The 24803-nt window shown below is 71.3% G+C and carries 24 protein-coding genes; 6 read left to right on the forward strand and 18 right to left on the reverse strand.

The genetic code is table 11. From position 1 onward, the window contains the following. Positions 1-2 precede the first annotated feature (2 nt). The 10 genes from lpqB to AWC19_RS21925 all read right to left on the reverse strand — a co-directional run bounded on the left by lpqB (position 3) and on the right by AWC19_RS21925 (position 10306). Positions 3-1769, reverse strand: coding sequence for an MtrAB system accessory lipoprotein LpqB (gene lpqB, locus AWC19_RS21880; protein WP_085080170.1), 1767 nt, complete (start codon positions 1767-1769; stop codon positions 3-5). Then, a complete protein-coding gene (gene mtrB, locus AWC19_RS21885) occupies positions 1769-3454 on the reverse strand; it encodes an MtrAB system histidine kinase MtrB (RefSeq protein WP_085080171.1) in 1686 nt (561 codons plus the stop codon). The genes lpqB and mtrB overlap by 1 nt, the downstream gene beginning before the upstream one ends. A 7-nt stretch (positions 3455-3461) precedes the next feature. Beyond that, a complete protein-coding gene (gene mtrA / locus AWC19_RS21890) occupies positions 3462-4148 on the reverse strand; it encodes a two-component system response regulator MtrA (protein WP_055576516.1) in 687 nt (228 codons plus the stop codon). Between the two features lie 103 nt (positions 4149-4251). After that, on the reverse strand, positions 4252-4884 hold the full coding sequence (locus AWC19_RS21895) for a dTMP kinase (protein WP_085080173.1): 633 nt from the start codon (positions 4882-4884) through the stop codon (positions 4252-4254). Positions 4885-4916: 32 nt separating this feature from the next. Beyond that, entirely contained in the window at positions 4917-6386 is a 1470-nt protein-coding gene (gene ahcY, locus AWC19_RS21900) for an adenosylhomocysteinase (RefSeq protein ID WP_085080174.1), read from the reverse strand. 120 nt (positions 6387-6506) lie between these two features. Further along, entirely contained in the window at positions 6507-7103 is a 597-nt protein-coding gene (alkX, locus tag AWC19_RS21905) for a TetR family transcriptional regulator AlkX (protein WP_085080303.1), read from the reverse strand. A 26-nt stretch (positions 7104-7129) separates the two neighbouring features. Next, entirely contained in the window at positions 7130-7312 is a 183-nt protein-coding gene (rubB, locus tag AWC19_RS21910) for a rubredoxin RubB (RefSeq protein ID WP_085080176.1), read from the reverse strand. A gap of 10 nt (positions 7313-7322) precedes the next feature. Next, a complete protein-coding gene (locus AWC19_RS21915) occupies positions 7323-7496 on the reverse strand; it encodes a rubredoxin (protein ID WP_085080177.1) in 174 nt (57 codons plus the stop codon). Next, positions 7493-8743, reverse strand: coding sequence for an alkane 1-monooxygenase (locus tag AWC19_RS21920; RefSeq protein ID WP_085080179.1), 1251 nt, complete (start codon positions 8741-8743; stop codon positions 7493-7495). The genes AWC19_RS21915 and AWC19_RS21920 overlap by 4 nt, the downstream gene beginning before the upstream one ends. An 81-nt stretch (positions 8744-8824) precedes the next feature. After that, positions 8825-10306, reverse strand: a complete 1482-nt coding sequence (locus tag AWC19_RS21925; RefSeq protein WP_085080304.1) for an amino acid permease — start codon at positions 10304-10306, stop codon at positions 8825-8827. 55 nt (positions 10307-10361) lie between these two features. Between AWC19_RS21925 and AWC19_RS21930 the strand changes: the two genes are divergently transcribed. Then, a complete protein-coding gene (locus AWC19_RS21930; protein ID WP_085080181.1) occupies positions 10362-11798 on the forward strand; it encodes an FAD-dependent oxidoreductase in 1437 nt (478 codons plus the stop codon). On the opposite strand, the gene manA is transcribed toward AWC19_RS21930, so the two are convergent. The 4 genes from manA to AWC19_RS21950 form a co-directional block, all read right to left on the reverse strand. Beyond that, complete coding sequence (gene manA / locus AWC19_RS21935; protein WP_085080182.1) at positions 11776-13002, reverse strand: mannose-6-phosphate isomerase, class I; 1227 nt, start codon at positions 13000-13002, stop codon at positions 11776-11778. The genes AWC19_RS21930 and manA overlap by 23 nt on opposite strands. Before the next feature lie 8 nt (positions 13003-13010). Further along, the gene (locus AWC19_RS21940) at positions 13011-14117 is read right to left on the reverse strand and encodes a TobH protein (protein ID WP_085080184.1); all 1107 of its coding nucleotides are present in this window, start codon (positions 14115-14117) and stop codon (positions 13011-13013) included. Further along, entirely contained in the window at positions 14114-15508 is a 1395-nt protein-coding gene (locus AWC19_RS21945; protein ID WP_085080185.1) for a phosphomannomutase/phosphoglucomutase, read from the reverse strand. The genes AWC19_RS21940 and AWC19_RS21945 overlap by 4 nt, the downstream gene beginning before the upstream one ends. Before the next feature lie 110 nt (positions 15509-15618). Next, positions 15619-16092 (reverse strand): DUF3499 domain-containing protein, encoded by a 474-nt coding sequence (locus tag AWC19_RS21950; RefSeq protein ID WP_085080187.1) that lies wholly within the window; start codon positions 16090-16092, stop codon positions 15619-15621. Between the two features lie 172 nt (positions 16093-16264). Between AWC19_RS21950 and AWC19_RS21955 the strand changes: the two genes are divergently transcribed. Beyond that, the gene (locus AWC19_RS21955; RefSeq protein WP_085080188.1) at positions 16265-16687 is read left to right on the forward strand and encodes a metallopeptidase family protein; all 423 of its coding nucleotides are present in this window, start codon (positions 16265-16267) and stop codon (positions 16685-16687) included. Positions 16688-16708: 21 nt separating this feature from the next. On the opposite strand, the gene AWC19_RS21960 is transcribed toward AWC19_RS21955, so the two are convergent. Next, positions 16709-17053 (reverse strand): WhiB family transcriptional regulator, encoded by a 345-nt coding sequence (locus tag AWC19_RS21960; protein ID WP_085080190.1) that lies wholly within the window; start codon positions 17051-17053, stop codon positions 16709-16711. A 346-nt stretch (positions 17054-17399) separates the two neighbouring features. Here AWC19_RS21960 and cofD point away from each other — a divergent pair, with 346 nt between their 5' ends. The 4 genes from cofD to AWC19_RS21985 are packed head-to-tail and all read left to right on the forward strand — an operon-like array spanning position 17400 to position 21884. After that, complete coding sequence (gene cofD, locus AWC19_RS21970) at positions 17400-18395, forward strand: 2-phospho-L-lactate transferase (RefSeq protein WP_085080193.1); 996 nt, start codon at positions 17400-17402, stop codon at positions 18393-18395. Next, positions 18392-19732, forward strand: coding sequence for a coenzyme F420-0:L-glutamate ligase (locus tag AWC19_RS21975; RefSeq protein WP_085080194.1), 1341 nt, complete (start codon positions 18392-18394; stop codon positions 19730-19732). Before cofD ends, AWC19_RS21975 begins: the two co-directional genes overlap by 4 nt. 11 nt (positions 19733-19743) lie before the next feature. Further along, positions 19744-21318 carry an Eco57I restriction-modification methylase domain-containing protein gene (locus AWC19_RS21980; protein ID WP_085080196.1) on the forward strand — a complete coding sequence of 525 codons (1575 nt, stop codon included), beginning with the start codon at positions 19744-19746 and terminating at the stop codon, positions 21316-21318. Continuing rightward, positions 21315-21884 carry an NUDIX hydrolase gene (locus tag AWC19_RS21985; protein ID WP_085080306.1) on the forward strand — a complete coding sequence of 190 codons (570 nt, stop codon included), beginning with the start codon at positions 21315-21317 and terminating at the stop codon, positions 21882-21884. Before AWC19_RS21980 ends, AWC19_RS21985 begins: the two co-directional genes overlap by 4 nt. Here AWC19_RS21985 and manB read toward each other — a convergent pair. From manB to rfbD, 3 genes are read right to left on the reverse strand one after another with little or no spacing between them, the layout of a single operon-like run. Then, on the reverse strand, positions 21866-22945 hold the full coding sequence (gene manB, locus AWC19_RS21990) for a mannose-1-phosphate guanylyltransferase (RefSeq protein WP_085080197.1): 1080 nt from the start codon (positions 22943-22945) through the stop codon (positions 21866-21868). The two genes, AWC19_RS21985 and manB, sit on opposite strands and share 19 nt — an antisense overlap. Then, complete coding sequence (locus AWC19_RS21995) at positions 22945-23844, reverse strand: glycosyltransferase family 2 protein (RefSeq protein ID WP_085080199.1); 900 nt, start codon at positions 23842-23844, stop codon at positions 22945-22947. Before AWC19_RS21995 ends, manB begins: the two co-directional genes overlap by 1 nt. Then, positions 23837-24760 (reverse strand): dTDP-4-dehydrorhamnose reductase, encoded by a 924-nt coding sequence (gene rfbD / locus AWC19_RS22000; protein ID WP_085080305.1) that lies wholly within the window; start codon positions 24758-24760, stop codon positions 23837-23839. The genes AWC19_RS21995 and rfbD overlap by 8 nt, the downstream gene beginning before the upstream one ends. Between the last annotated feature and the right edge of the window lie 43 nt (positions 24761-24803).

The raw sequence follows: 24803 nt of genomic DNA on the forward strand, positions 1-24803 counted from the left end.
ACTCAGCCCGGCAACACCGGCGCCGCCCCGGGAATCGTCAACCCGGACACTTCGGACCAGCTCTGCTGGCTCTCGGGCGCCGACGCCGAATACTGCAGCACCCCTTCGGGAGCCGCGACGTACACCGTCGAGGGGTTGGCCGCGACCGTCGTCACCGGGACCTGCACCCCGCGGGCCGGGGCGTCGGAGTTCACGCCGTCGAGGTTGACGTAGGACACCGGGTGGCTGGCGTCGGTGCGGGTGACGACGATGTCGTCGCCGGTGCGCCAGGACAGCGACACCACCGAGTTGCCCAGGCCGAAGCCCAGCCGCCGCGGGTAGGTCAGCACGTACTGCCCGGCCTGGGTCTGCTCGACCCCGGCGAGGATCACCTGGCCGTTGATCACCATCGCGGCGCGCGTGGAATCCCGCGACAGCTGCAGGTCGGTGATCGGCCCCGGGAAGGCGCTGGCCACCAGCGCGGAATCCACCGGGATGCGCGCGGGCTGCCCGGACGCCGGCTCCTGGATGGCGCGCAGCACGTTGTTGTTGTCGACCACCACCCACACGGCGTCGTCCAGCGACCAGCTGGGCCGCGTCAGGTTGTGCCCGTCGGCGGATTGCACCGCCTCGCCGCCCAGGTCGCCGATCCACAGCGACGCCGCCTGATCCGGGGCGCCGCGCCGCAGCGTCACCACCGACGCGACCTGCCGACCGCTGCGCGACAGCGCCGCGCCGGTCTGATCGCCCATGCGCCCGAAGGCGCCCGGCACCACGGTGGTGTGCTGCCCGTCCAGGCCCACCAGCGAGCCGTTGACCAGGGCATGCAGCCCGGCGCCGGCGCCGTCGGCCACGCCCGGGTCGGTGGCGGCGACGTCGGAGGTGGTCCAGCCGTCGCGGAACCGATCGTCCAGCGGCGCGCCGTCGGCGTTGATGACGTACGGGCCCCGGATATCGGCGCGGGCCAGTGTCCAAATGATCTGCGCCGCAAGCAATGCGCGGCTGTGCGGATCGGTGGTCGAGAGCTTCTCCAACTCGACGCGGGCGCCGCCGTACCCGAGCCCGATGCCGTTCTTGCCGCCGTCGGCCCGGGTCACCGGCCCCCGTAACCGCAGCGGCGGCGCCAGCAGGTTGCGCACCGTGTGGGCCATCTCCGGCCGCGGGCCGGCCAGCATCTTGGAGACGAGCTCGGTGGCCAGCTGGTCGTGATCGGCCACCGCCACGTAGCGCGGGTCGGGCACCACGGTCTTGCCGGTCGGGTCGGCGAAGTACAGCGTGTTGCGTTTGTAGGTGGCCTGGAATTGCTGCCAGTCCAAGAACACCCCGTTGGGCAGCCGGTCGATCCGCCACCCGCCCGACGTCTTGACCAACTCGATCGGACCGGGGTCGGGCAGCACGCCCTCGGCGGTTTCGAAGACCCCCACGTCCGACAGCGAGCCCAGGATGTCGGCCCGCATGGTGGCTGAAACCCGTTCGGCGGCACGGGTTTCCACGAACACGACGTGGTCGATCAGCAGCGCGCTACCGGCGTCGTCCCACGAGTTGGACGCCGACTGGGTCAGGAACTGCCGCGCCGCCAGGTGCCGGTTCGCGGGATCGGCTGTGGCCTTGAGGAATTCGCGCAGCAACACGTCGGGGTCCATGCCCGGGGTCGGCTTGGGCAGGTTCGACGGCGCCGGTCGCTCGACGGTGCCGATGGCCTGCGGGGCCGACGAGCTGGGCACCCCGGCGCAGCCGGCGAGCGAGAGCGCCAGCGCCAGCAGCGCGATGAGCGCCGGCAATCGGCGCATTACCCACTCCTTTCGGCGTGCTCGCGGGGTCGCTGACGCTCCTTCGGTTCGGGGGCGGCGGCCGGCGGCTGCTGCGCCGTCTCGGGAATCGGTTTGAGCGGCAGCGGGCTGGTGGTGACCTTGTGGCCGCGAACCAGCGGCAGCGTCAGCCGGAAGCAGGCGCCCTGCCCGGGCTCCCCCCAGGCCTCCAGCCGGCCCTGGTGCAGCCGCGCGTCCTCGATGCTGATCGCCAGCCCCAGCCCGGTGCCGCCGGAGCGCCGCACCCGCGACGGGTCCGACCGCCAGAACCGGCTGAACACCAGCTTTTCCTCGCCGGGCCGCAGCCCCACCCCGTAGTCGCGGACGGTGACGGCGACGGTGTCCTCGTCGGCGCCCATCCGGATGCGCACCGGCTTGTGCTCGGCGTGGTCGATCGCGTTGGCGATCAGGTTGCGCAGGATCCGTTCCACACGCCGCGCGTCGACCTCCGCGATCACCTCGCGGGCGGGCAGGTCGACCACCAGCTCGATGCCGGCCTCTTCGGCCAGGTGGCCCACGTTGCCCAGCGCGCTTTGCACGGTGGTGCGCAAATCGACTGCCTCGACCGACAATTCGGCCACACCGGCGTCGTGCCGGGAGATCTCCAGCAGGTCGTTGAGCAGCGTCTCGAACCGGTCCAGCTCGCTGACCATCAGCTCGGTCGAGCGCGCCAGCGTGGGATCGAGGTCGGCGCTGTGGTCATAGATCAGGTCGGCGGCCATCCGCACGGTGGTCAGCGGGGTGCGCAGCTCGTGACTGACGTCAGAGGTGAAGCGGCGCTGCAGGTTTCCGAACTCCTCGAGCTGGGTGATCTGCCGCGACAGGCTCTCGGCCATGTCGTTGAACGACATCGCCAGCCGCGCCATGTCGTCTTCGCCGCGCACCGGCATGCGCTCGGACAGGTGCCCCTCGGCGAACCGTTCGGCGATGCGCGAGGCCGACCGGACCGGCACCACCACCTGGCGCGACACTAGCAGCGCGATCCCGGCGAGCAGCACCAACAGCACGGCGCCGCCGGTGATCATCGTCCCGCGCACCAGCTGGATCGTGGCCTGCTCGTTCTTCAGCGGGAAGATCAGGTACAGCTCGAGGTTGGCGACCTGCGACGACGTCGGGGTGCCGACGATCAGCGCCGGCCCGGAGAAGCCGTCGGTGTGCACGGTGGCGTACTGGTAGGCGGCCTGCCCGGCCTTGACGAAACCGCGCAACGAGCCCGGTATCTGGTCGACGGGCCCGGCCGTGGTCGCGGCGCGCGGGCCGTCGCCGGGCACCATCAGCACCGCGTCGAACGCACCGGCCAGCCCCGCGCCCGACGCCGGGTCGGTCTTGGACGTCAACGTGTTGCGGGCCAGCTGCAGGCTGCTGTCCAGCGAGCGCGTCTCCTCGCCGTTGACGATGCCGGCGACGGTGGTGCGGGCCCGCTCGATCTGCTCGATGGCGGCCTTCACCTTGACGTCGAGCACGCGGTTGGTCACCTGGCTGGTCAGCACGAAGCCGAGGGCGAGGATCACCGCCAGCGACAGCCCCAGCGTCAGCGCGACCACGCGCAGTTGCAGCGACCGGCGCCACGCGACGCCCACGGCCCGGCTCAGCGCACCCATGCCGCGGGTCATCGGGCCAGAGCGCCCCCAGCGGCTACGAGTGCGTCGTCTCGAGCCCCAGATCATCCTGCGATCACGGAGGTCCGGCCTTGTAACCCACTCCTCGAACGGTCAACACCACGGTCGGGTTTTCAGGGTCTTTCTCGACCTTGGCCCGCAGACGCTGGACGTGCACGTTCACCAAGCGCGTATCGGCCGGGTGACGATACCCCCACACCTGTTCGAGCAGCACATCACGAGTAAACACCTGGCGCGGTTTGCGTGCCAGCGCGACCAGCAGGTCGAACTCCAGAGGCGTCAGCGAGATCTGCTCCCCGTTGCGGGTGACCTTGTGCGCCGGCACGTCGATGTCGACGTCGGCGATGGACAGCATCTCGGCGGGCTCGTCGTCGTTGCGCCGCAGCCGCGCGCGGACCCGGGCGACCAGCTCCTTGGGCTTGAACGGCTTCATGATGTAGTCGTCGGCGCCCGACTCCAGCCCCAGCACCACGTCGACCGTGTCGGTCTTGGCGGTCAGCATGACGATCGGCACGCCGGAGTCGGCCCGCAGCACGCGGCACACGTCGATGCCGTTCATGCCGGGCAGCATCAGGTCGAGCAGCACCAGATCGGGCCGCAGCTCACGCACCGCGGTGAGGGCTTGGGTCCCGTCACCGATGACCGCGGTGTCGAAGCCCTCCCCACGCAGCACGATGGTCAGCATCTCTGCCAGCGAAGCGTCGTCATCGACGACCAGGATCCTTTGCCTCATGGAGTCCATGGTGTCACCAGAACGGGACAAAATTGGGGCACCACACGGGCGTTTCTTGGCCGATCGCGGTAAATGTGGCGCGAAACGGCCGGAAATCTGCTATCCGGCGGTCCTAGCGGGCGATCAGGGTCGCGGCGAGGCGCGCCGGATCGACGTCCGCGTCGACTTGCAGCCACCGGCCGCCCCAGCCCGCGGCGGCCAGTTCGGCGTAGACGGCCCCGGTGCGCCGCTGCAGCTCGTCGTCGCGTTCGTAGCTGTCGCGGGCGCGGCCCGGTTCGGTGTCGGCGCGCTGCCGGGCCCGCCGCACGGCCAGGTCGGCGGGCACCGCGAGCAGCACCTGCCAGTCGGGGGCGGGCAGGCCCAGGCGTTGGTATTCGAGCCGGCGCACCCAGGCCACCGCCGCCCCGTCCGCGTCCTCGCGCAGGCGCGCGGCGCTGTAGGCGGCGTTGGAGGCGACGTAGCGATCCAGGATCACCACGTCGTGGCCGCGGGCCAGCGCCTCGATGTCGGCGATCGCCGCGGCGCGGTCGAGCGCGAACAGCGTCGCCATCGCGTACACCGACGACGCCAGGTCACCGTGCTCGCCGTGCAGGGCCTCGGCGGCGATGTCGGCGGTCACCGACTGCCCGTACCGCGGGAACGCCAGCGTGGCCACCGATTTGCCCGCCGCCTGCAACGCCTCCCGCAGGCCGTTGGACAGCGTCCGCTTGCCCGCGCCGTCGACCCCTTCGATCGCGATCAGCACGGCGCGAGCCTAGCGCCGCGGCGCCGCGCCGCTCAGTAGCGGTAGTGGTCCGCCTTGTAGGGGCCGTCGACGTCGACGCCGATGTACTCGGCCTGCTCCTTGGTGAGCTTGGTCAGCTTGCCGCCGAGCGCCTCGACGTGGATGCGGGCCACCTTCTCGTCGAGGTGCTTGGGCAGCCGGTACACCTCGTTGTCGTACTCGTCGTTCTTGGTCCACAGCTCGATCTGGGCGATCACCTGGTTGGAGAAGCTGTTGCTCATCACGAACGACGGGTGGCCGGTGGCGTTGCCCAGGTTCAGCAGCCGGCCCTCGGAGAGCAGGATGATCGACTTGCCGGTGTCGGGGAACGTCCACACGTCGACCTGCGGGCGGATGTTCACCTTGGTCGCGCCGGAGCGCTCCAGCGCGGCGACCTGGATCTCGTTGTCGAAGTGCCCGATGTTGCCCAGCACCGCGTGGTCCTTCATCGCCCTCATGTGCTCGAGGGTGATGATGTCCTTGTTGCCGGTGGCGGTGATGACGATGTCCGCGGTGGAGATCGCGTCCTCGACCGTCTGGACGTCGTAGCCCTCCATCAGCGCCTGCAGCGCGTTGATCGGGTCGATCTCGGTGACGACGACGCGCGCGCCCTGGCCCTTCACCGACTCCGCGCAGCCCTTGCCGACGTCGCCGTAGCCGCAGATCAGCACCTTCTTGCCGCCGATCAGCACGTCGGTGCCGCGGTTGATCCCGTCGATCAGCGAGTGGCGGCAGCCGTACTTGTTGTCGAACTTGGACTTGGTGACCGAGTCGTTGACGTTGATCGCCGGGAAGGCCAGGTCACCGGCGGCGGCGAACTGGTAGAGCCGCAGCACGCCGGTGGTGGTCTCCTCGGTGACGCCCTTCACCGACTCCGAAATCCTGGTCCACTTGTTCTTGTCGGTCTCGAAGCGGTTGCGCAGCAGCTCCAAAAAGACCTTCCACTCGGTGGGGTCGTCCTCCTCGGCGGGCGGCACCACGCCGGCCTTCTCGTACTGGGCGCCGCGCAGCACCAGCATGGTGGCGTCGCCGCCGTCGTCGAGGATCATGTTCGCCGGTTCGTCGGGCCAGGTCAGCATCTGCTCGGCGGCCCACCAGTACTCCTCGAGCGTCTCGCCCTTCCAGGCGAACACCGGGACGCCCTTGGGCTCCTCGGGCGTGCCGTACGGGCCGACGACCACGGCGGCGGCGGCGTGGTCCTGGGTGGAGAAGATGTTGCAGGACGCCCACCGGACCTGCGCGCCCAGCGCGACGAGGGTCTCGATGAGCACGGCGGTCTGCACGGTCATGTGCAGCGAGCCCGAAATCCGCGCCCCCTTCAGGGGCTGCACCTCGGCGTATTCGCGGCGCAGCGACATCAGGCCCGGCATCTCCTGCTCGGAGAGCTCGATGTCCCTGCGACCGTAATCGGCCAGCGACAGGTCGGCGACCTTGAAGTCGATGCCGTTGCGAACATCAGGGGTCAGCGATTGGGTCGTCGTCATGCGTGTTTCATCCTTTTCGGGGCGCGCCGGAACGCGGCGGTACTTAGCTTAGGTATGTTCTTGCGCCACTGTAGTCGCCGCGGCGTCGGTCCCTGAGGCGAGGCGGAGTTCCAAAGAGTCCTAGGGAACATCGACGACGCCGTGCCGCTCGACAAACGGCGTCAGCAGCCGGGCCAGGTCCGCGGCGACGTCGTGATCGGCCTCCGGCGGCATCGACACGTAGCTCAGGCAGAGCCGGACGAGGGCCCGGGCCAGCACGCCGGCGTCCTCGGCGGTGGCGGCCACCCAGCTCTGCGTCAGCGCCGCGACGAGCCGCGCCGAGGCCCGGTTGATGATGGGCGCGCTGTCGGTGGTGATGAGCTGCAGCAGGTCGGGCTTGGCGGCGCCGGTCAACAGCGACGTCACCAAGGGGTCCGCGGCGGACTCGGCGAAAAAGTCGCGGAACCCGCGCAGCAGCGCCTCGTGGATGTTGCCGACGTGGGCGTCCAGCGCGGCGTGGACGACGTCGACCAGGCGATCGGCCAGGCGCAGCGCGTAACCCTGGGCCAAACCCTGCCGCGAACCGAACTCGTTGTAGATGGTCTGCCGGCTGATGCCGGCGGCGCGGGCCACGTCCGACAGCGTGATCGCGGACCAGTCCCGGTCGAGCAGCAGGTCGCGCATCGCGTCGAGCACCGAATCGCGCAGCAGGGCGCGGGACGCCTCGGCGTAGGGCATCCGCTTCACAGGCGCGACTGTAACGCTCAGGGCCGCGCCACCTCGACCATCTCGAAGTCGGATTTCGCCGCGCCGCAGTCCGGGCAGCTCCAGTCGTCGGGGATCTCGTCCCAGCGGGTCCCCGGCGCGATGCCGTCCTCCGGCCAGCCCAGGGCCTCGTCGTACTCGAAGCCGCACTGGATGCAGCGGAACAGTTTGTAGTCGCTCATCGGCTCACCCCTAAGTTCCTTCTAAGCTTTCGAAGTCGATCTTCTCGCGCACCGAACAATCCGGACAGCACCAGTCGTCGGGGATGTCCTCCCACCTGGTACCCGGCGGGAAGCCTTCCCTCGCATCGCCGTTGGCCTCGTCGTAGACGTAGTCGCACACCGGGCAGCGGTAGGCGGCCGTCATGCCGGGACCCCGTGGGCCGCCAGCAGCTTCTCGCGCAGCCGCGGCTGCACGTTGACCCGGGTGATGTCGCCGCCGTAGTGCTCCAGCACCCGGTGATCCATCACCTTGCGCCACAGCGGCGGGAAGTAGGTCAGCGCGATCATCGACGCGTACCCGCTCGGCAGGTTGGGCGAGCCCTCCATGCTGCGCAGCGTCTGGTAGCGGCGGGTCGGGTTGGCGTGGTGGTCGCTGTGCCGCTGCAGGTGGTAAAGGAACAAGTTGGTGACGACGTGGTCGGAGTTCCAGCTGTGCAGCGGCGTGCAGCGCTCGTAGCGGCCTTTTCCGGAACCGGTGTCGACTGTTTGCCGCAGCAGCCCGTAGTGCTCGAGGTAATTGACCGACTCGAGCAGGCTGAACCCGAAGACGGCCTGGACGAGCACGAACGGGATCAGCGCCGGGCCGAAGATCGCGATCAGGGCGCCCCACAACACGACCGACAGCAGCCAGGCGTTGAGCACGTCGTTGGACAGGTAGGTCTTGGGGTGCCACGGGTTGCGGCCCTGCCGGCGCAGCCGCTGGGCCTCCAGCCGCAGCGACGAGCGAAGGCCGCCGAACACGCTGCGCGGCAAGAACTCCCAGAAGGTTTCCCCGAAGCGGGACGACGCCGGGTCCTCCGGGGTGGCCACCCGCACGTGGTGACCGCGGTTGTGCTCGATGTAGAAGTGGCCGTAGCAGGTCTGCGCCAGGGTGATCTTGGACAGCCAGCGCTCCAGCGCGTCCTTCTTGTGGCCCATCTCGTGGGCGGTGTTGATGCCGACCCCGCCCAGCACCCCGACCGACAGCGCCACGCCCAGCTTGCCGGCCCAGCTCAAGGCCCCCTCAAACCCGAGCCAGCCGAGGTCGGACGCGGTGAACAGGTATGCGCCGAAGACGACGCTGAGGTATTGGAACGGGATGAACGCGTAGGTGCAGTAGCGGTAGTACCTGTCGTTTTCCAGCTGCTCCATCACCTCGTCGGGCGGGTTCTGCCCGTCGGCGCCGAACCGCAGGTCCAGGATCGGCAGCAGCACGTAGAGCAGGATCGGCCCGATCCACAGCGGCGCCTGCGCGGCCGCGTGCCAGCCCAGCCGGTTGAGCCCCCACACGGCCGGAATCATCACGAACAGCGCGGTCGGGGCGATCAAGCCCAACAGCCACAGCCGGCGCTTCTTGTCGCGCCAGCCCGGCGCCTCGGCCCGTTGGCCCGGTCGGGGTCGCAGTGTGGTCATACGCCAAACCTCTTTCGTGAGTCTGAGCACCTCGAGGTTGGACAATACGACGCTTCGCGTCTTCTGTCTAGACAGAGATCGCTAGTTTGTAAACGCGGCCTCCGCGGTGCGGCGCCCCTGGACCGAATGCCGGTAGCCGTACCCGGCGTAGATGGCGGTTCCGACCAGCAGCCAGACGCCGAACCGGACCCACGTCAGCGCCGTGAGGTTCAGCATCAGCCACAGGCACGCGCAGATCGAGGCGATCGGAAGCAGCGGCACCCACGGGGCGCGGAACCCGCGTTCCAGGTCCGGCCTGGTGCGGCGCAGCACGATGACGCCGGCCGACACCAACACGAAGGCGAACAGGGTGCCGACGTTGACCATCTCCTCGAGCTTGCTGATCGGGAACACCGACGCCGTCGCGCCCACCACCACCGCGACCAGCGCGGTGGTGCGGACCGGGGTGCCGCGCGAACCCGTCTTGGCCAGCGGCCGGGGCAACAGCCCGTCGCGCGCCATCGCGAACAGCACCCGGCACTGCCCGAGCATCAGCACCATCACCACCGTGGTCAGCCCGGCCAGCGCGCCGATGGCGATGATCTTGCTGGCCCAATGGATTCCGTTCGCCGTGAACGCGGTGGCCAGGTTCGCCGGCTTGCCGCCGGCCTGCGTCTTGAGCTGGGTGTAGGACACCATCCCCGACAGCACCACCGCGACCGCGACGTAGAGCAGGGTGACGATGCCCAGCGACACCAGGATTCCGCGCGGCACGTCGCGCTGCGGCTCTTTGGTTTCCTCGGCCATGGTGGCGACGATGTCGAAGCCGATGAACGCGAAGAACACGATCGACGCCCCCGCCAGCACGCCGTACCAGCCGTAGTGGCTGCTGGTCGCCCCGGTGAGCAGCGACAGCACCGACTGGTTGACCCCGCTCGCCTCGTGCCCGGCCTCCGGCTTGGGGATGAACGGCGAGTAGTTGGATCCTTTGATGTAAAAGGCGCCGACGACCACGACGAGCACCACCACCGACACCTTGATGGCGGTGATCACCGCGGAAAACCTCGACGACAGCTTGGTGCCCAGCGCGATCAGCGTGCCCACCACCGCGACGATCACCAGCGCGCCCCAGTCGAGCTGGAAGGAACCGAATGTGGCCGTCCCGCCGGTGAATCCGAACACCGAACCGAGGTAGCTCGACCAGCCCTTGGACACCACGGCCGCGCCGATCGCCAATTCGAGCAGCAGGTTCCAGCCGATGATCCAGGCCAGGAATTCCCCGAAGGTGGCATAGGAGAAGGTGTAGGCGCTGCCGGCCACCGGCAGCGTCGAGGCGAATTCGGCGTAGCACAGCGCGGCCAGCGCGCAGGTGACGGCGGCGATCACGAAGGAGATCCAGATCGCGGGACCCGTGATGTCGCCCGCGGTCGAGGCGGTCACCGTGAAGATGCCGGCGCCGATCACCACCGCGACGCCGAACACGGTCAGGTCGCGCCAGGTGAGCTCCCGGCGCAGCCGGGTCTCCGGCTCGTCGGTGTCGGCGATCGACTGTTCCACCGACTTCGTGCGCCAGCGGTTGGCCACCGACCCGCCCCTCTCGTCACCCATGTGACGGCACAGTACTGGGTAGTCTGCGGGCATGCCGGAAAGCGGAAACATAGCGCGGGACCACGCGGCGGTCATCGGGGGCAGCATCGCCGGCCTGTGCGCGGCGCGGGTGCTCGCGGATCGCTACGCCCGGGTGACGGTCTACGAGCGCGACGAGCTGCCGGCCGCGCCGGCGAACCGCGCGGCGGTCCCCCAGGATCGGCACCTGCACATGCTGATGGCCCGCGGCGCGAACGAGTTCGAGAGCCTCTTCCCCGGGCTGCTCGAGGACATGGTGGCCGCCGGGGTGCCGATGCTGGAGAACCGGCCCGACTGCATCCACCTGGGCGCCGCGGGCCACGTCCTGGGCACCGGGCACACGCTGCGCGACGAGTTCACCGCCTACGTGCCCAGCCGGCCGCATCTGGAATGGCAGCTGCGCAGGCGGGTGCAAGAGCTGGACAACGTGCGGATCGTGCGGCGCTCGGTCTTCGAGCCGCGCTTCGACCGCGCGCGGCAGCGGGTGACCGGTGTGCTGGTCGACCCCGAGGCGGGCGGTGAGCCGGAGCTCGTGCCCGCCGACCTGGTGGTCGACGCGGCCGGCCGGGGCACCCGGCTGCCGGTGTGGTTGGAGCAGTGGGGATATCCGCGGCCGGTGGAGCAAACGATCGACATCGGCATCAACTACGCCACCCACCGGTTCCGGATGCCGGAGGGCCTGATCGCGGAGAAGGTGGTGGTCGCCGGCGCCTCCCACGACCAGTCGCTGGGGCTGGGGATGCTGTTCTACGAGGACCGCACCTGGGTGCTGACGACGTTCGGGGTGGCGAACGCCAAGCCGCCCAAGACATTTCCGGAGATGCTCGCGCTGGCCGACCAGCTGCTGCCGACCCATTTCAGCGCCGCACTGGCGCAGGCCGAACCGATCGGCGAGCCGGCGTTTCACGCGTTTCCGGCCAGCCGGTGGCGCCGCTACGACAAGCTGGACCGCTTCCCCGTCGGCATCGTGCCGTTCGGCGACGCCGTCGCCAGCTTCAATCCCACCTTCGGGCAGGGCATGACGATGACGGCGCTGCAGGCCGGCCATCTGAAGTGGGCGCTGCGGTTTCCGGATCACCAACTGGCCCCGGCGCTCAACGGCGCGACGGCCAGGAGCACCTACCCGGTGTGGATGATGAACGGCGTCGCCGACATCAACTTCCACCACGCCACATCCAAGGACCGGGTGCCGTGGTGGTGGCGACCGTCCGCGGCGCTGTTCGACCAATTCCTGGGGGCCGCCGAAACGGAAGCCGTTCTGGCCGAATGGTTTTTGCGCCGGTTCTCGCTGCTGGACAGCCTCTACATGGTGCCGCCGCCGCGGATCATCGGCCGCGCCATGGCGCACAACATGCGGCTGTGGCTGCGCGAGCGCCGGGCGGCGGCGCGAGAGGGGCGCGCCCTCCGAAGCGGGTCGCCGCGAGCAGTTACAGCCCTACGGTCGCCCTGAACAGCTTGGCCGGCTCGCGTGCCACCAGCCCGATGGGTCCGTCGTCGGCCGCGACCCAGGCCGCCATCCCGCGTTTCAGGGTGAGCGAGCCGGACTTGCCGTGCACCGTCGCGCAACCCTCGGTGCACAACAGGATCTGCGGACCCTCGTGGCTGCTCGACGCGTCGACCTCGTGGCCGAGGTGCTCCCCCTCCAAAGTCAGCAGCGCGACGGCGAACTCGTCGGTGGGGGTCTCGTAGACCGTGCCGAAGCCCTCGCGGCGCACGTGCGGGTGCAGCCGCGCCTCGGGGGTGGGGTTGAAGTCGAGCACCCGCAGCAACTCGGGGACGTCGACGTGCTTGGGGGTCAGCCCGCCGCGTAACACGTTGTCGGAGTTGGCCATTACCTCCACGGCGAAGCCGCGCAGGTAGGTGTGCAGGTTGCCGGCCGGCACGAAGATCGCCTCGCCCGGGACCAGCGTGATGCGGTTGAGCAGCAACGCCGCCAGCACGCCGGCGTCGCCGGGATAGCGCTCGCCCAGTTCCAGCACCGTCTTGGCTTCCGCGGCGAATTCCGTTGCGCCGGAACTGACGTAGTGGATGGCGCCGTCCAGCACGGCGGGGATCAGCACGTCGATGTCGGGCTGCGGCGCGGTGATCCAGGTGGTGAACAGCGCGCGCAGGCCGTCGGCGTCGGACTGGTCGTTGAGCAGGTCGATGTAGGGATCGAGGTCGGAGACGGCCAGCGCCCGCAGCAATTCGACGGTGCGCGACGCCGGGCGGAACCCCGCCAGGGCCTCGAACGACTGCAGCGCCACCAACAACTCCGGCTTGTGGGAGGTGTCGCGGTAGTTGCGCACCGGCGAGTTCACCGGAATGCCCAGCCGCTCCTCGCGCAGGTAGCCCTCGACCGCCTGCTCGGCGCTGGGGTGGGCCTGCAGCGACAGCGGCTCGTCGGCCGCCAGCACCTTGACCAAAAACGGCAGCACGTCGCCGAAGCGGTTCCGCGACGCCGCGCCGAGCTGTCCCTCGGGGTCGGCGACCAGCGCCTCCAGCAACGACACCTCACCGTTGTCCGTTTCCAGGAACGCCGGGTCGCCGGGGTGCGCACCGAACCAGAGCTCGGCCTCGGGGTGGGCCGCGGGGACCGGACGCCCGGTGAATTCGGCCAGGGCGGTGCGCGACCCCCAGGCGTACGTGCGCATGGCCCCGCGAAGCAGTTCCACTTGTCTATCTATCCCTGCACCAGTCGCATGTAAACCGCGGCCATCTCCAGCCGGACGGCCAATACTGCCAGTTGCTGCTCGGGGGTGATGGCACCCCCCAACGCCGGGGCGACCGTGGAGCCGGCCGCGCCGCCCGGCCCGTCGGGCACGTCTTCGGCGGCCAGCAAATACACGTCCTCGAGCCCGGCGGTCCGGGCGGCGACGACCGTCTGTTCGTCGGACAGCGTCAGCGCCAGCACCCGAAGCCGTTCGGGCAGCGGCCCGTCGATCTCCTCGTCGTGAAAGAGCGCGTCCACCGAAGACGAAGCGTCGCCGAGTTCGGCGCTCGCGCGCAGCGCCACCAGCGCGTCGGCCAGCCCGGTGGCCGCGACGACCTCGTGCGCGAGGCGCAGCACCACCGAGCTGCCGTGGCGGGCCAGCGCCAGCGTCGCCGCGCAGTCCCCGGCCAGCACCAGCCGGCGGTGGGCCATCCGCGCGGCGATCGCCTTGGCCGGGTTGGTGAACAGCTCGCGCGCGGCGCTGTTGCGCAGCGCCTCGGCGTCCAGGGCGTCGGCGAGCGCCCCCAGGTCGGTGCTGTGCCGCCTGGGGTCGACGGCTCGCAGGGCGGCCAGGCCGGCGGCCAAGTAGCGGCACAGCCCGAAATCGTCGGGAACGCTGAGCCGGGGCTCGAGCACCGCGACGCGCCCGGCGGTCGAGTCGCGCAGCGGGCCCTCGTACGGCGCCACCACCAGCACCCGCGCGCCCCGGCGCACCCCGGTCGCCGCGGCGGACACCAGCGCGGGATCGCCGGGGTCGTCGCCGGCGACGATCAGCATGTCCAGCGGGCCCAGCCACGGCGGCGCCTCGGCGGTCAGCACCACCGGTTCGGAGGACGTCCCGCCCGCCGTCGCGGCCAGGAGGGCGCCCGCGGTCTCGGCGGGCCCGCGACCGGCCACCCAGATCACGCTGCGCGCGGGGTCGTCCACGCGCAGCAGGCCCAGCTCCCCCTCGTCGGCCGCGGCCGCGACCGCGCGGACCTGCGCACCCGCCGACGACGCGGCGCGCAACAAGCCGCCGCGATCGGCGGCCAGCAGGCCGTCGGGGTCCTCGAGGTCGATCGCCCGGGTGGCGCTCACGGCGCGGCCTTTTCGGCGGCGATCGCCGAGATCTCGGTGCTGATGTGGGCCACCAGCGCGTCGACGTCCTCGGCGCTGCGAGCCTCCACGTTGAGCCGCAGCAACGGCTCGGTGTTGGAGCTGCGCAGGTTGAACCAGCTGCCGCCGCCCAGGTCCACGGTCACCCCGTCCAGGTGATCGATCGAGTGGATGCGGCTGCCGAACGACTTCAGCACGGCGTCCACACAACACGAGGCGTCGGCGACCTTGAAGTTGATCTCCCCCGACGATTCGTAGCGCTGGTAGTCGGCGGTCAGCTCCGACAGCGGCCGGTCTTGCTCGCCGAGGGCGGCCAGCACGTACAGCGCCGCCAGCATCCCGGAGTCGGCGCCCCAGAAGTCACGGAAGTAGTAGTGCGCCGAGTGCTCGCCCCCGAAGATGGCGCCGGTGTCGGCCATCAGCGCCTTGATGTAGGAGTGCCCGACTCGGGACCGCAGCGGGGTGCCGCCGCGCTCGGTGACCAGCTCGGGCACGGCGCGCGAGGTGATCACGTTGTGGATGACGGTCGCGCCGATCTCCCGGCCGAGCTCGCGGGCGGCCACCAGGCCGGTCACCGTCGACGGCGACACGGTGTGCCCGCGTTCGTCGACGACGAAGCAGCGGTCGGCGTCCCCGTCGAAGGCCAGGCCGATGTCGGCGCCGCTGTCGCGCACGAAGTTCTGCAGGTCGACCAGGTTGGCGGGGTCGAGCGGGTTGGCCTCGTGGTTGGGAAACGAGCCGTCGAGTTCAAAGTACAAGGGCAGCAGCGTGATCGAGTCGATGGCACCGAGGACGGCCGGCGCGGTGTGGCCGGCCATGCCGTTGCCGGCGTCCACGGCGACCCGCAGCGGCCGCAGCCCGGTCGTGTCGACCAGCGAGCGCAGGAACTTGCCGTAGTCGGCCAGCACGTCGCGATCGGCGACGGCGCCCGGCGGCCCGTCGTAGGTGGCGACGCCGGCGATGAGGTCGTCGCTGATGGCGCCGAGCCCGGAGTCGGCGCCGACCGGTTTGGCCCCGGCCCGGCACAGCTTGATCCCGTTGTAGGCCGCCGGGTTGTGACTGGCGGTGAACATCGCGCCGGGGCAGTCCAAAAGCCCGGAGGCGAAATACAGCTGATCGGTCGACGCCAGGCCGATGCGCACCACATTCAGGCCCTGGCCGGTGACCCCTTCGGCGAAGGCGGCGGCCAGCGCCGGCGAGCTGTCGCGCATGTCGTGGCCGAGCACCGCCTGCCGCGCGCCCTCCGCGCGCATCAGCTTGGCGAAGGCCGCGCCCACATCGGCGACCAGCGCCTCGTCGAGTTCCTCGCCGACCAGCCCACGCACGTCGTACGCCTTGACGACACGGCGAACGGTCGCGGCGGGCCGAGACATGCGGGGGCCTCCTGACGCCATAGTTTCAAGCCTCTTGACGTCAGCCTATCGGCCCGCGGAAACCGCGGGCCGAAACGGTGCAGCGGGATCGCGCGACGGGCCCGACACGCCTAGTCACTGGGGTCGGGCAACACCCGCAGGTGGCCGCGGCGGCGTCCGGACCGGGGCTCGGGCGGCGCGAGCAGGCCGCCGCTGGGCGCGGTGGCGTGGGTGCCGGCGTGCTGGACGTGGGGATCGGCAAAGCCGTCCAGGCCGCCGCACCCGTTGTGCGGCGCGCCGGTGACCCGCTGGGGCAGGCGCCGATCGCGGGGCCCGCCCTCCCGCACCGCGTCGGCCAGGGCGACCAGGTCGTCCTCGTCGGGGTGGGCGGGCTCGGCAAGCAGCGGTCCGGCGTGGCGCACCAGGTCCCATCCGCGGGGCGCGGTGATCCGGCCGGCATGGCCCACACACAGGTCCCACGAATGCGGTTCGCGCGCGGTGGCGAGCGGGCCTACCACTGCCGTCGAGTCCGAGTAGACGAACGTCAGAGTCGCCACGGCATAGTGCGGACACCCGGGCCGGCAACAGCGACGGGGAACGTTCACGCCGAAAGGCTATCGTGCGAAAACGCCGCCGAAGCGCTGGACACGCGCATCCGCTCGCCGCGCGATTCCCAACCGTTACCATCGGCGCGTGGGCGATTCGCGCGGCTCCCCGCAAAGCGATCGGTGGCGGCGACGCGCGGCCGCGCGGCGGAGGTCACGACGGGGCCGCGACATGCGCGGTCCGCTGCTGCCGCCGACCGTGCCGGGGTGGCGCAGCCGGGCCGAACGGTTCGACATGGCGGTGCTGGAGGCCTACGAACCCATCGAGCAGCGCTGGCAGGACCGGGTGTCCGACCTCGACGTCGCGGTCGACGAGATCCCGCGCATGTCCGCCAAGGATCCCGACAGCGTGCAGTGGCCGCCGGAGGTCATCGCCGACGGGCCGATCGCGCTGGCCCGGTTGATCCCGGCCGGCGTCGACGTGCGCGGTAACGCCACGCGCGCGCGAATTGTGTTGTTCCGCAAGCCGATCGAGCGACGGGCGAAAGACACTGTCGAACTCGGCGATCTGCTGCACGAGATCCTGGTGGCGCAGGTGGCCATCTACTTGGACGTCGAGCCGTCGGTCATCGACCCGACGATCGACGACGACTGAGCCGGCGCCGCGGCCGGCGGGTCAGACGATGCCGCGCTTGAGGCGGCGGCGCTCGCGCTCGGAGAGCCCGCCCCAGATGCCGAAGCGTTCGTCATGCGCCAGCGCGTATTCCAGGCACTCGTGACGCACCTCGCAGCCGAGGCAGATCTTCTTGGCCTCCCGCGTCGAGCCGCCCTTCTCCGGGAAGAAGGCCTCGGGATCGGTTTGCGCGCACAGCGCCCGGTCCTGCCACTGATCCGGCGTCGCCGGCGGCATCGGCTCGGGCTCGGGCTCGAAAGCCACTGGCGCGTCAGGGACTACGGTCAGGTGCGGGCGGACGCTTGCCGACGGCGCCGCGCCGAAAGTGGTGTGCGGTGTGCCTGTCATAACGCCCCGAAGGTGCTCATAAGACATGCTTCGTCCGCCTCCTCAGCCTTGGAATTTGAGAGGGTTTTGTGAGTCGCGCTGTTCTGATGTACAGACAATTCGAACAAGTGATCGAATCTCGGTCTGCGACACCGGAATCGGCCGGCCAACCGGGAAATGACACTGATGTGATTAGACACTTGATGACCTGCATCGTCAAGCGTTATGACGCATTTCCATATCATCTCGTGACGAAAATTCGGCGTTTCTGTTGTCTTGGACCATCGGCGTGTCGATCACATTGGTCACGGCCGCCTCGAAAAGGGGCCGCGGACCGCATCGTCGCCGGGCAGTACTGTCGAGCCCTGTGAAGGTCACCGTTCTGGTTGGCGGGGTCGGGGGCGCCCGATTCCTGCTGGGTGTTCAACAGCTGCTCGGGCTGGGGCAGTTCCAGGCTCAACAGCGCCCAGGCACCGACAACCACGAGCTGACCGCGGTCGTCAACGTCGGCGACGACGCCTGGATCCACGGGCTGCGCGTTTGTCCGGATCTGGACACCTGCATGTACACCTTAGGTGGAGGCGTCGACCCGCGGCGCGGGTGGGGTCACCGCGACGAAACCTGGCACGCCCTAGAGGAATTGGCGGCCTACGGCGTGCAGCCGGACTGGTTCCAGCTGGGGGACCGCGACCTGGGCACCCATTTGGTGCGCACCCAGATGCTGCACGCCGGCTACCCGCTGTCGCAGATCACCGCCGCGCTGTGCGACCGCTGGCAACCGGGCGCGCGGTTGCTGCCCGCCACCGACGACCGCTGCGAGACGCACGTGGTGATCACCGATCCGGCCGACGACAGCCGCCGGGCGATCCACTTCCAGGAGTGGTGGGTGCGCTACCGCGCCCAGGTGCCCACCCATAGCTTCGCGTTCGTCGGCGCCGAAAAGGCCAGCGCCGCAACCGAAGCGGTGCAGGCCATCGCCGACGCCGACGTCATCCTGCTGGCGCCGTCCAACCCGGTGGTCAGCGTGGGCGCCATCCTGGCCGTCCCCGGCGTTCGCGGCGCGCTGCGCGCCGCCACCGCGCCGGTCGTCGGCTACTCGCCGATCATCGGCGGAAAGCCGTTGCGCGGCATGGCCGACGCGTGCCTTTCGGTGATCGGCGTCGAGTCCACCGCGGAGGCGGTCGGCCGGCACTTCGGCGCCCGCGAGGCGACGGGGATCCTGGACTGCTGGCTGATCGACGAGGGCGACAAGGCCGACGTCGAGGGCCTCGCGGTGCGCGCGATCCCGCTGCTGATGAGCGACCCGAAGGCGACGGCCGAGATGGTGCGCGCCGGGCTCGAGCTCGCGGGGGTGAAACCGTGACCGAGCACGGAACCGCCTCCCCCGTCGAGATCCTGCCGGTCGCCGGGCTCCCCGAGTTCCGGCCCGGCGACGACCTGGGGGCGGCCGTGGCGGCGGCCGCGCCCTGGCTGCGCGACGGCGACGTCGTGGTGGTCACCAGCAAGGTGGTGTCCAAGTGCGAGGGCCGGCTGGTGCCGGCGCCGCTGGATGGGCAGGAGCGCGACGCGCTGCGCCGCAAGCTGGTCGACGACGAGGCGGTGCGCGTGCTGGCGCGCAAGGGCCGCACGCTGATCACCGAGAACCGGCTCGGCCTGATCCAGGCCGCCGCGGGCGTGGACGGGTCCAACGTGGGCCGCGACGAGCTGGCGCTGCTGCCGGTCGACCCCGACGCCAGCGCCGCGGCGCTGCGGGCCGGGCTTCGCGAGCGGCTGGGGGTCGACGTCGCCGTGGTCATCACCGACACGATGGGCCGCGCCTGGCGCAACGGCCAGATCGACGCGGCGGTGGGCTCGTCGGGTCTGGCTGTGCTGCATGGGTATTCGGGGGCCGTCGACCGGCACGGCAACGAGCTGGTGGTCACCGAGATCGCGGTGGCCGACGAGGTGGCGGCGGCGGCCGATTTGGTGAAGGGCAAGCTGACCGCCATGCCGGTGGCCGTGGTGCGCGGCCTCACCGTGGTCGACGACGGCTCGACCGCCCGGCAGCTGCTGCGGCCCGGCGAGGAAGACCTGTTCTGGCTCGGCACCGCCGAGGCCATCGACCTGGGCCGCCGGCAGGCCCAGCTGCTGCGCCGCTCGGTGCGCCGGTTCAGCGCCGAGCCGGTGCCGCCCGAGCTGGTCGAGGCCGCCGTCGCCGAGGCCCTCACCGCCCCGGCCCCGCACCACACCCGACCGGTCCGGTTCGTGTGGCTGCAGGACCCGTCCGCAAGGACCCGGCTGCTGGACCGCATGAAGGACAAGTGGCGCAGCGACCTCGCCGCCGACGGCCGGCCCGCCGACTCGATCGAACGCCGGGTGGCGCGCGGCCAGATCCTCTACGACGCACCGGAGGTCGTCGTCCCCTTCCTGGTGCCCGAGGGCGCCCACGCCTACCCCGACGCCGCGCGCACCGACGCCGAGCACACGATGTTCACCGTCGCCGTCGGGGCGGCGGTGCAGGCCCTGCTTGTCGCGCTGGCGGTGCGCGGCGTCGGCAGCTGCTGGATCGGCTCGACGATCTTCGCCGCCGACCTGGTCCGCGCCGAGCTGGGCCTGCCCTTCGACTGGGAACCGTTGGGCGCCATTGCGATCGGCTACGCCGAGGAGCCGCCCGCGCCGCGCGACCCCGCCGACGCCGGGGATTTGTTGATCCGCAAGTGATACTGGGGCGCATGGACTTCGCGGGCAAGGCCGCGGCCTCGGCCGACAAGGTCCGCGGCGGCTACTACACGCCCGCCCCGGTGGCCCGGTTCCTGGCCCGCTGGGTCCGCGACGCCGGCCCGCGGATCCTCGAGCCGTCCTGCGGCGACGGCCGGATCCTGCGCGAGCTGGCCGAGCTCGGCGGCGACGTCCGGGGCGTGGAACTCCTTGCGGGCGAAGCCGCCAAGGCGCGCCGCTTCGCCCCCGTCGACGCCGCGGACCTGTTCGCCTGGCTGGCCGGGGTCGACCCCGGCGGCTGGGACGGGGTGGCGGGCAACCCGCCCTACATCCGCTTCGGCAACTGGCCGCCCGAGCAGCGCGACCCGGCGCTGCAGCTGATGCGGCGCGCGGGCCTGCGGCCCAGCCGGCTGACCAACGCCTGGGTCCCGTTCGTCGTCGCCAGCACCTTGGCGGTGCGCGACGGCGGGCGCGTGGGCCTGGTGCTGCCGGCCGAGCTGCTCCAGGTCGGCTACGCCGCGCAGCTGCGCGAGTTCCTGCTGGCCCGGTTCCGCGACATCACGCTGGTGACCTTCCGGCGCTTGCTGTTCGACGGGGTGCTGCAGGAGGTCGTGTTGTTCTGCGGCGTGGTCGGCGCCGGCCCCGCCCGGATCCGCACCGTGCACCTCGCCGACGCCGACGCGTTGGGCGGCTCGGACCTAGACGTCGAAGCGGCGCCCGGGCTGCTGCACGAAAACGAGAAGTGGACCAAGTACTTCCTGGATCCCGCCGCGATCCGGCTGCTGCGCGGGCTCAAGCGGTCGCCCGCCCTGACCCGGTTGGGTTCGGTCGCCGGCGTGGACGTCGGGATCGTGACCGGACGCAACAGCTTCTTCACGCTCACCGACGCGCAGGCCGAGGCGCTGCGGCTGCGGCGGCACTGCGTCCCGCTCGTCGCGCGCAGCGCCCAGCTGTCCGGCCTGGTCTACGACTCCGATTGCCGCGCCGCCGATCTGGCCGCCGGCCGGCGCACCTGGCTGCTCGACGCGCCGCCCGACCCGACCGACGCGGCGCTCGTCGCGCACATCGACGCCGGCGAGGCCGCCGGCGTGCACCTCGGCTACAAGTGCGCGCTGCGCAAGCCGTGGTGGACCACGCCGTCGCTGTGGGTCCCCGAGCTGTTCATGCTGCGCCAGATCCACCTGGCGCCGCGGCTGACCGTCAACGCCGCCGCGGCAACCAGCACCGACACCGTGCACCGCGTGCGCGTCGCCGCCGGGGTCGACCCGGCCGCGCTGGCCGTGGTGTTCCACAACAGCGTGACGTTCGCCTTCGCCGAGATCCTCGGCCGCAGCTACGGCGGCGGCATCTTGGAGCTCGAACCCGCCGAGGCCGAGCAGCTGCCCATTCCCCCGCCGGCGCACGCCGACGCCGAGCTCGCCGGCGACGTCGACCTGTTGTTGAAGGCGGGCGAAACCGACAAGGCGCTCGACCTCGTCGACCGCCACGTCCTGATCGATCGGCTCGGTCTGTCCGGCGACGCGGTCGCGGCGTGCCGCGTGGCCTGGGCGTCGCTGCGGGGCCGCCGGACGAGGCGCGGATCCCGGTGAGCCTGCGCGACTCCGCCCTTGCGATCCTGACCGAGTGGCGGGCCCCCGACCCGTGCCAGGACGCGTTGCGCCACGCCGTGCTGGCCTTCGTGCAGGCCCGCCCGGACGCGTGCCTGCGCGAGTGCGCGGCGGGCCACGTCACCGCCTCGGCGCTGGTGCTCGACGACACCGGCGGCCGGGTGCTGCTCACGCTGCACCCGCGGGTGGGGCGCTGGGTGCAGCTCGGCGGGCACTGCGACGACGGCGACCCCGACATCGTGGCGGCGGCGCTGCGCGAGGCGACCGAGGAGTCCGGCATCGAAGGCCTGCGCATGGCGCCCGAACTCGCCGCCGTGCACGTCCACCCGGTCACCTGCTCGCTGGGCGTGCCGACCCGCCACCTCGACCTGCAGTTCGTGGCGCGCGCGCCGGCCGGCGCGCGGATCGCGATCAGCGACGAGTCCGACGACCTGCGGTGGTGGCCGGTCGGCGCGCTGCCGCCGGGCACCGATCACGCGCTGGCCTACCTGGTCGCCCGCGCGGCGCCCCGCGAACGCACCGGCGAGGGTCACACGTCGCTCGAGTAGCGGATCCCGCCGTCGGGAATCGACACCCCGGGCCACACCCGGGCGCCGCGCAGCAGCTCGCATCGCGCGCCGATGTCGGCGCCGTCGCCGATCACGCCGTCGCGGATCAGCGCCCGCGGCCCGATGCGCACGCCGAAGCCGATGATCGAGCGCTCGATCACGCTGCCCGCCTCGATCTTGACGCCGTCGAAGACGACCGCGCCGTCCAGCCGCACGCCGGGCCCGATCTCGGCGCCGCGCCCGACGACCGTCCCGCCGATCAGCACCGCGCCGGGCGACACCGCCGCGCCGTCGTGCACGAGCTGCTCGCCGCGGTGGCCGCGCAGCGCCGGCGACGGGGCGATGCCGCGCACCAGGTCCGCCGACCCGCGCACGAAGTCCTCCGGGGTGCCCATGTCGCGCCAGTAGGTGGCGTCGACGTAGCCGCACACCTTGACGTTGGCGTCCGACAGCAGCGCCGGGAACACCTCGCGTTCCACCGACACCTCGCGGCCCCGCGGGATCCGGTCGATGACGTCGCGCTTGAACACGTAGCAGCCGGCGTTGATCTGGTCGGTCGGCGGGTCCTGCGTCTTCTCCAAAAAGGCGACGACGCGGTTCTTTTCGTCGGTCGGCACGCAGCCGAAGGCGCGCGGGTCGCCCACCCGCACCAGGTGCAGGGTGACGTCGGCCCGGTGCGCGTGGTGAAACTGAAGCAACTCGCCGAGGTCGGCGCCCGACAGCACGTCGCCGTTGAACACCATCGCGGTGTCGTGCCGCAGGTGCCCGGCGACGTTGGCGATGCCGCCGCCCGTCCCCAGCGGGCTCTCCTCGGTCACGTACTCGATCTGCAGGCCCAGCTTGGAGCCGTCGCCGAACTCGGCCTCGAACACCCCGGCCCGGTACGAGGTGCCCAGGATCACGTGCTCGATGCCGGCCGCGGCGATGCGCGACAGCAGATGGGTCAAAAACGGCAGCCCGGCGGTGGGCAGCATGGGCTTGGGCGCCGAGAGCGTCAGCGGCCGCAGCCGGGTGCCCTTGCCGCCGACCAGGATCACCGCGTCGACTTGGGGAGTTGCCATCAGCGCCGCCCTTCTGCCGGGTGGCGCCGGCGAGCGCGCTGCGCGCTGCGCACCATCAGCCGCGAGCGCACCGCCAGCGAGGCCCACAGCGTCCAGCGCAGCGGCGCCCGCCACCACCCGCGGTTGCGGTCGGCCAAGAAGATGTAGGTGCTCTTGTGGTGGGCGGCCAGGTGGCTGGCCGGGTCGTGCCCGGTGGAGTGGCCCCGGTGGTGCAGGACTTCGGCCGTCGGGACATAGACGCTCAGCCAGCCGGCCTTGCCCAGCCGGTCGCCGAGGTCGACGTCCTCCATGTACATGAAGTAGCGCTCGTCGAACCCGCCGATCTGGCTGAACGCCGAGCGGCGCACCAGCAGGCACGAGCCCGACAGCCAGCCCACCACGCGTTCGCTGGGCTCCAGCCGCTCCTGGCGGTAGGCGGCGGTCCACGGGTTGCGCTTCCAGAACGGGCCGACGACCGCGTGCATGCCGCCGCGGATCAGGCTGGGCAGGTGGCGCGCCGAGGGGTACACCGACCCGTCGGGATCCCGGATCAGCGGGCCCAGCGCGCCGGCGTTGGGCCAGCGGCCGGCGGCGTCGAGCAGGGCGTCGATGCTGCCCGGTCCCCACTGCACGTCGGGGTTGGCGATGACGACCCAGTCGTCGTCCACTCCCCCGGTTTCGGAGAGCTGCGCGATCGCGCGGTTCACCGCGGTGCCGTAGCCCAGGTTGGCCCCGGTGTCGAACAGCCGCACGTTCGGGTAGCGCTCCACGGCCGCCTGCGGCGTCCCGTCGGTGGAGCCGTTGTCGGCCAGCAGCACGCCGACCGGGCGGTCGGTAGCCATCGTCAAGGAGGCCAGGAACCGCTCCAAATGCGGGCCCGGCGAGTAGGTCACCGTCACGACCGGCAGGACGTCACTCACGCGTAGAGGGTAACGGTCGAAGCGTTTCGGAATCGGCAACGGCGGCGGCCAAAGCCGCGACAAGCGCAGTGCGCCACGGCCTTAACGGCGTCAGGCCCGCGGCGGCGGACTCCCGGCTGCCCAGCGCCGAATAGGTCGGGCGCGGCGCCGGGCGGGGAAACTCCGCGGTGCTGACCGGTCGCACCCGCTCGGGGTCGGCGCCGCACTCCTCGAAGATCGCCCGGGTCTGCGCGAAGCGCGACACCGCCCCCTCGTTGGCGGCGTGCAGGATGGGGCCGGGCACGCGGTCGTCGGCGACCTGCAGCAGCGCGGCGGCCAGGTCGGCGACGTAGGTGGGCGACCCGGTCTGGTCGTCGACCACGTTGACCGGGCCGTCGCCGGCGGCCAGCCGGCGCATCACCGCGACGAAGTCCTTGCCGGTGCCGCCGGTGTAGACCCACGCGGTGCGGACGACGACGCCGTCCGACGCGCCCGGCAACTCCTCGACGACGGCGCGCTCGCCGGCCAGCTTGCTGAGCGCGTAGACGCCGCGCGCGTCGGTGTCGTCGCTGGGCTCGTAGGGCCGCGGGTCGGCACCGGCGAAGTCGCCGCTGAAGACGAAGTCGGTGGAGACGTGGATCAGCCGGGCGTTGGCGCGGGCGCAGGCGCGGGCGAGGTGCCGCGGGCCCTCGGCGTTGACCGCGTAGGCGGCCGCCTCGTCGCTCTCGGCGCCGTCGACGTTGGTGTATGCCGCGCAGTTGATCACCACGTCGCCGGCTTCGACGACGCGCTCGGCCGCGGCGGGGTCGGTGATGTCCCACTGCGACGACGTCAGCGCCAGGACGTCGCGGCCCCGACCCGCGGCCAGCCGCGCCAGACACCCGCCCAATTGCCCCCCGGCGCCCGCGATCACGAGTCGTTCTGACCTGCCCGACATGCCCATGAGTTTGGCACGGCCCGGGCGCGCCGCCGCCGGCTAC

The sequence above is a fragment of the Mycobacterium palustre genome, assembly GCF_002101785.1.
In the GTDB taxonomy this organism is placed as follows: domain Bacteria; phylum Actinomycetota; class Actinomycetes; order Mycobacteriales; family Mycobacteriaceae; genus Mycobacterium; species Mycobacterium palustre.

Coding starts and splice junctions, on each gene's coding strand:
- ahcY (WP_085080174.1), bottom strand. CDS start 6,386: ATGACGACGACCCAATCGCTGACCCCTGATGTTCGCAACGGCATCGAC.
- AWC19_RS21955 (WP_085080188.1), top strand. CDS start 16,265: ATGCGCGGTCCGCTGCTGCCGCCGACCGTGCCGGGGTGGCGCAGCCGG.
- rfbD (WP_085080305.1), bottom strand. CDS start 24,760: ATGTCGGGCAGGTCAGAACGACTCGTGATCGCGGGCGCCGGGGGGCAA.
- AWC19_RS21945 (WP_085080185.1), bottom strand. CDS start 15,508: ATGTCTCGGCCCGCCGCGACCGTTCGCCGTGTCGTCAAGGCGTACGAC.
- manB (WP_085080197.1), bottom strand. CDS start 22,945: ATGGCAACTCCCCAAGTCGACGCGGTGATCCTGGTCGGCGGCAAGGGC.
- mtrA (WP_055576516.1), bottom strand. CDS start 4,148: ATGGACTCCATGAGGCAAAGGATCCTGGTCGTCGATGACGACGCTTCG.
- AWC19_RS21980 (WP_085080196.1), top strand. CDS start 19,744: ATGGACTTCGCGGGCAAGGCCGCGGCCTCGGCCGACAAGGTCCGCGGC.
- mtrB (WP_085080171.1), bottom strand. CDS start 3,454: ATGATCTGGGGCTCGAGACGACGCACTCGTAGCCGCTGGGGGCGCTCT.
- AWC19_RS21930 (WP_085080181.1), top strand. CDS start 10,362: ATGCCGGAAAGCGGAAACATAGCGCGGGACCACGCGGCGGTCATCGGG.
- AWC19_RS21920 (WP_085080179.1), bottom strand. CDS start 8,743: ATGACCACACTGCGACCCCGACCGGGCCAACGGGCCGAGGCGCCGGGC.
- lpqB (WP_085080170.1), bottom strand. CDS start 1,769: ATGCGCCGATTGCCGGCGCTCATCGCGCTGCTGGCGCTGGCGCTCTCG.
- alkX (WP_085080303.1), bottom strand. CDS start 7,103: ATGCCCTACGCCGAGGCGTCCCGCGCCCTGCTGCGCGATTCGGTGCTC.
- rubB (WP_085080176.1), bottom strand. CDS start 7,312: ATGAGCGACTACAAACTGTTCCGCTGCATCCAGTGCGGCTTCGAGTAC.
- AWC19_RS21915 (WP_085080177.1), bottom strand. CDS start 7,496: ATGACGGCCGCCTACCGCTGCCCGGTGTGCGACTACGTCTACGACGAG.
- AWC19_RS21960 (WP_085080190.1), bottom strand. CDS start 17,053: ATGACAGGCACACCGCACACCACTTTCGGCGCGGCGCCGTCGGCAAGC.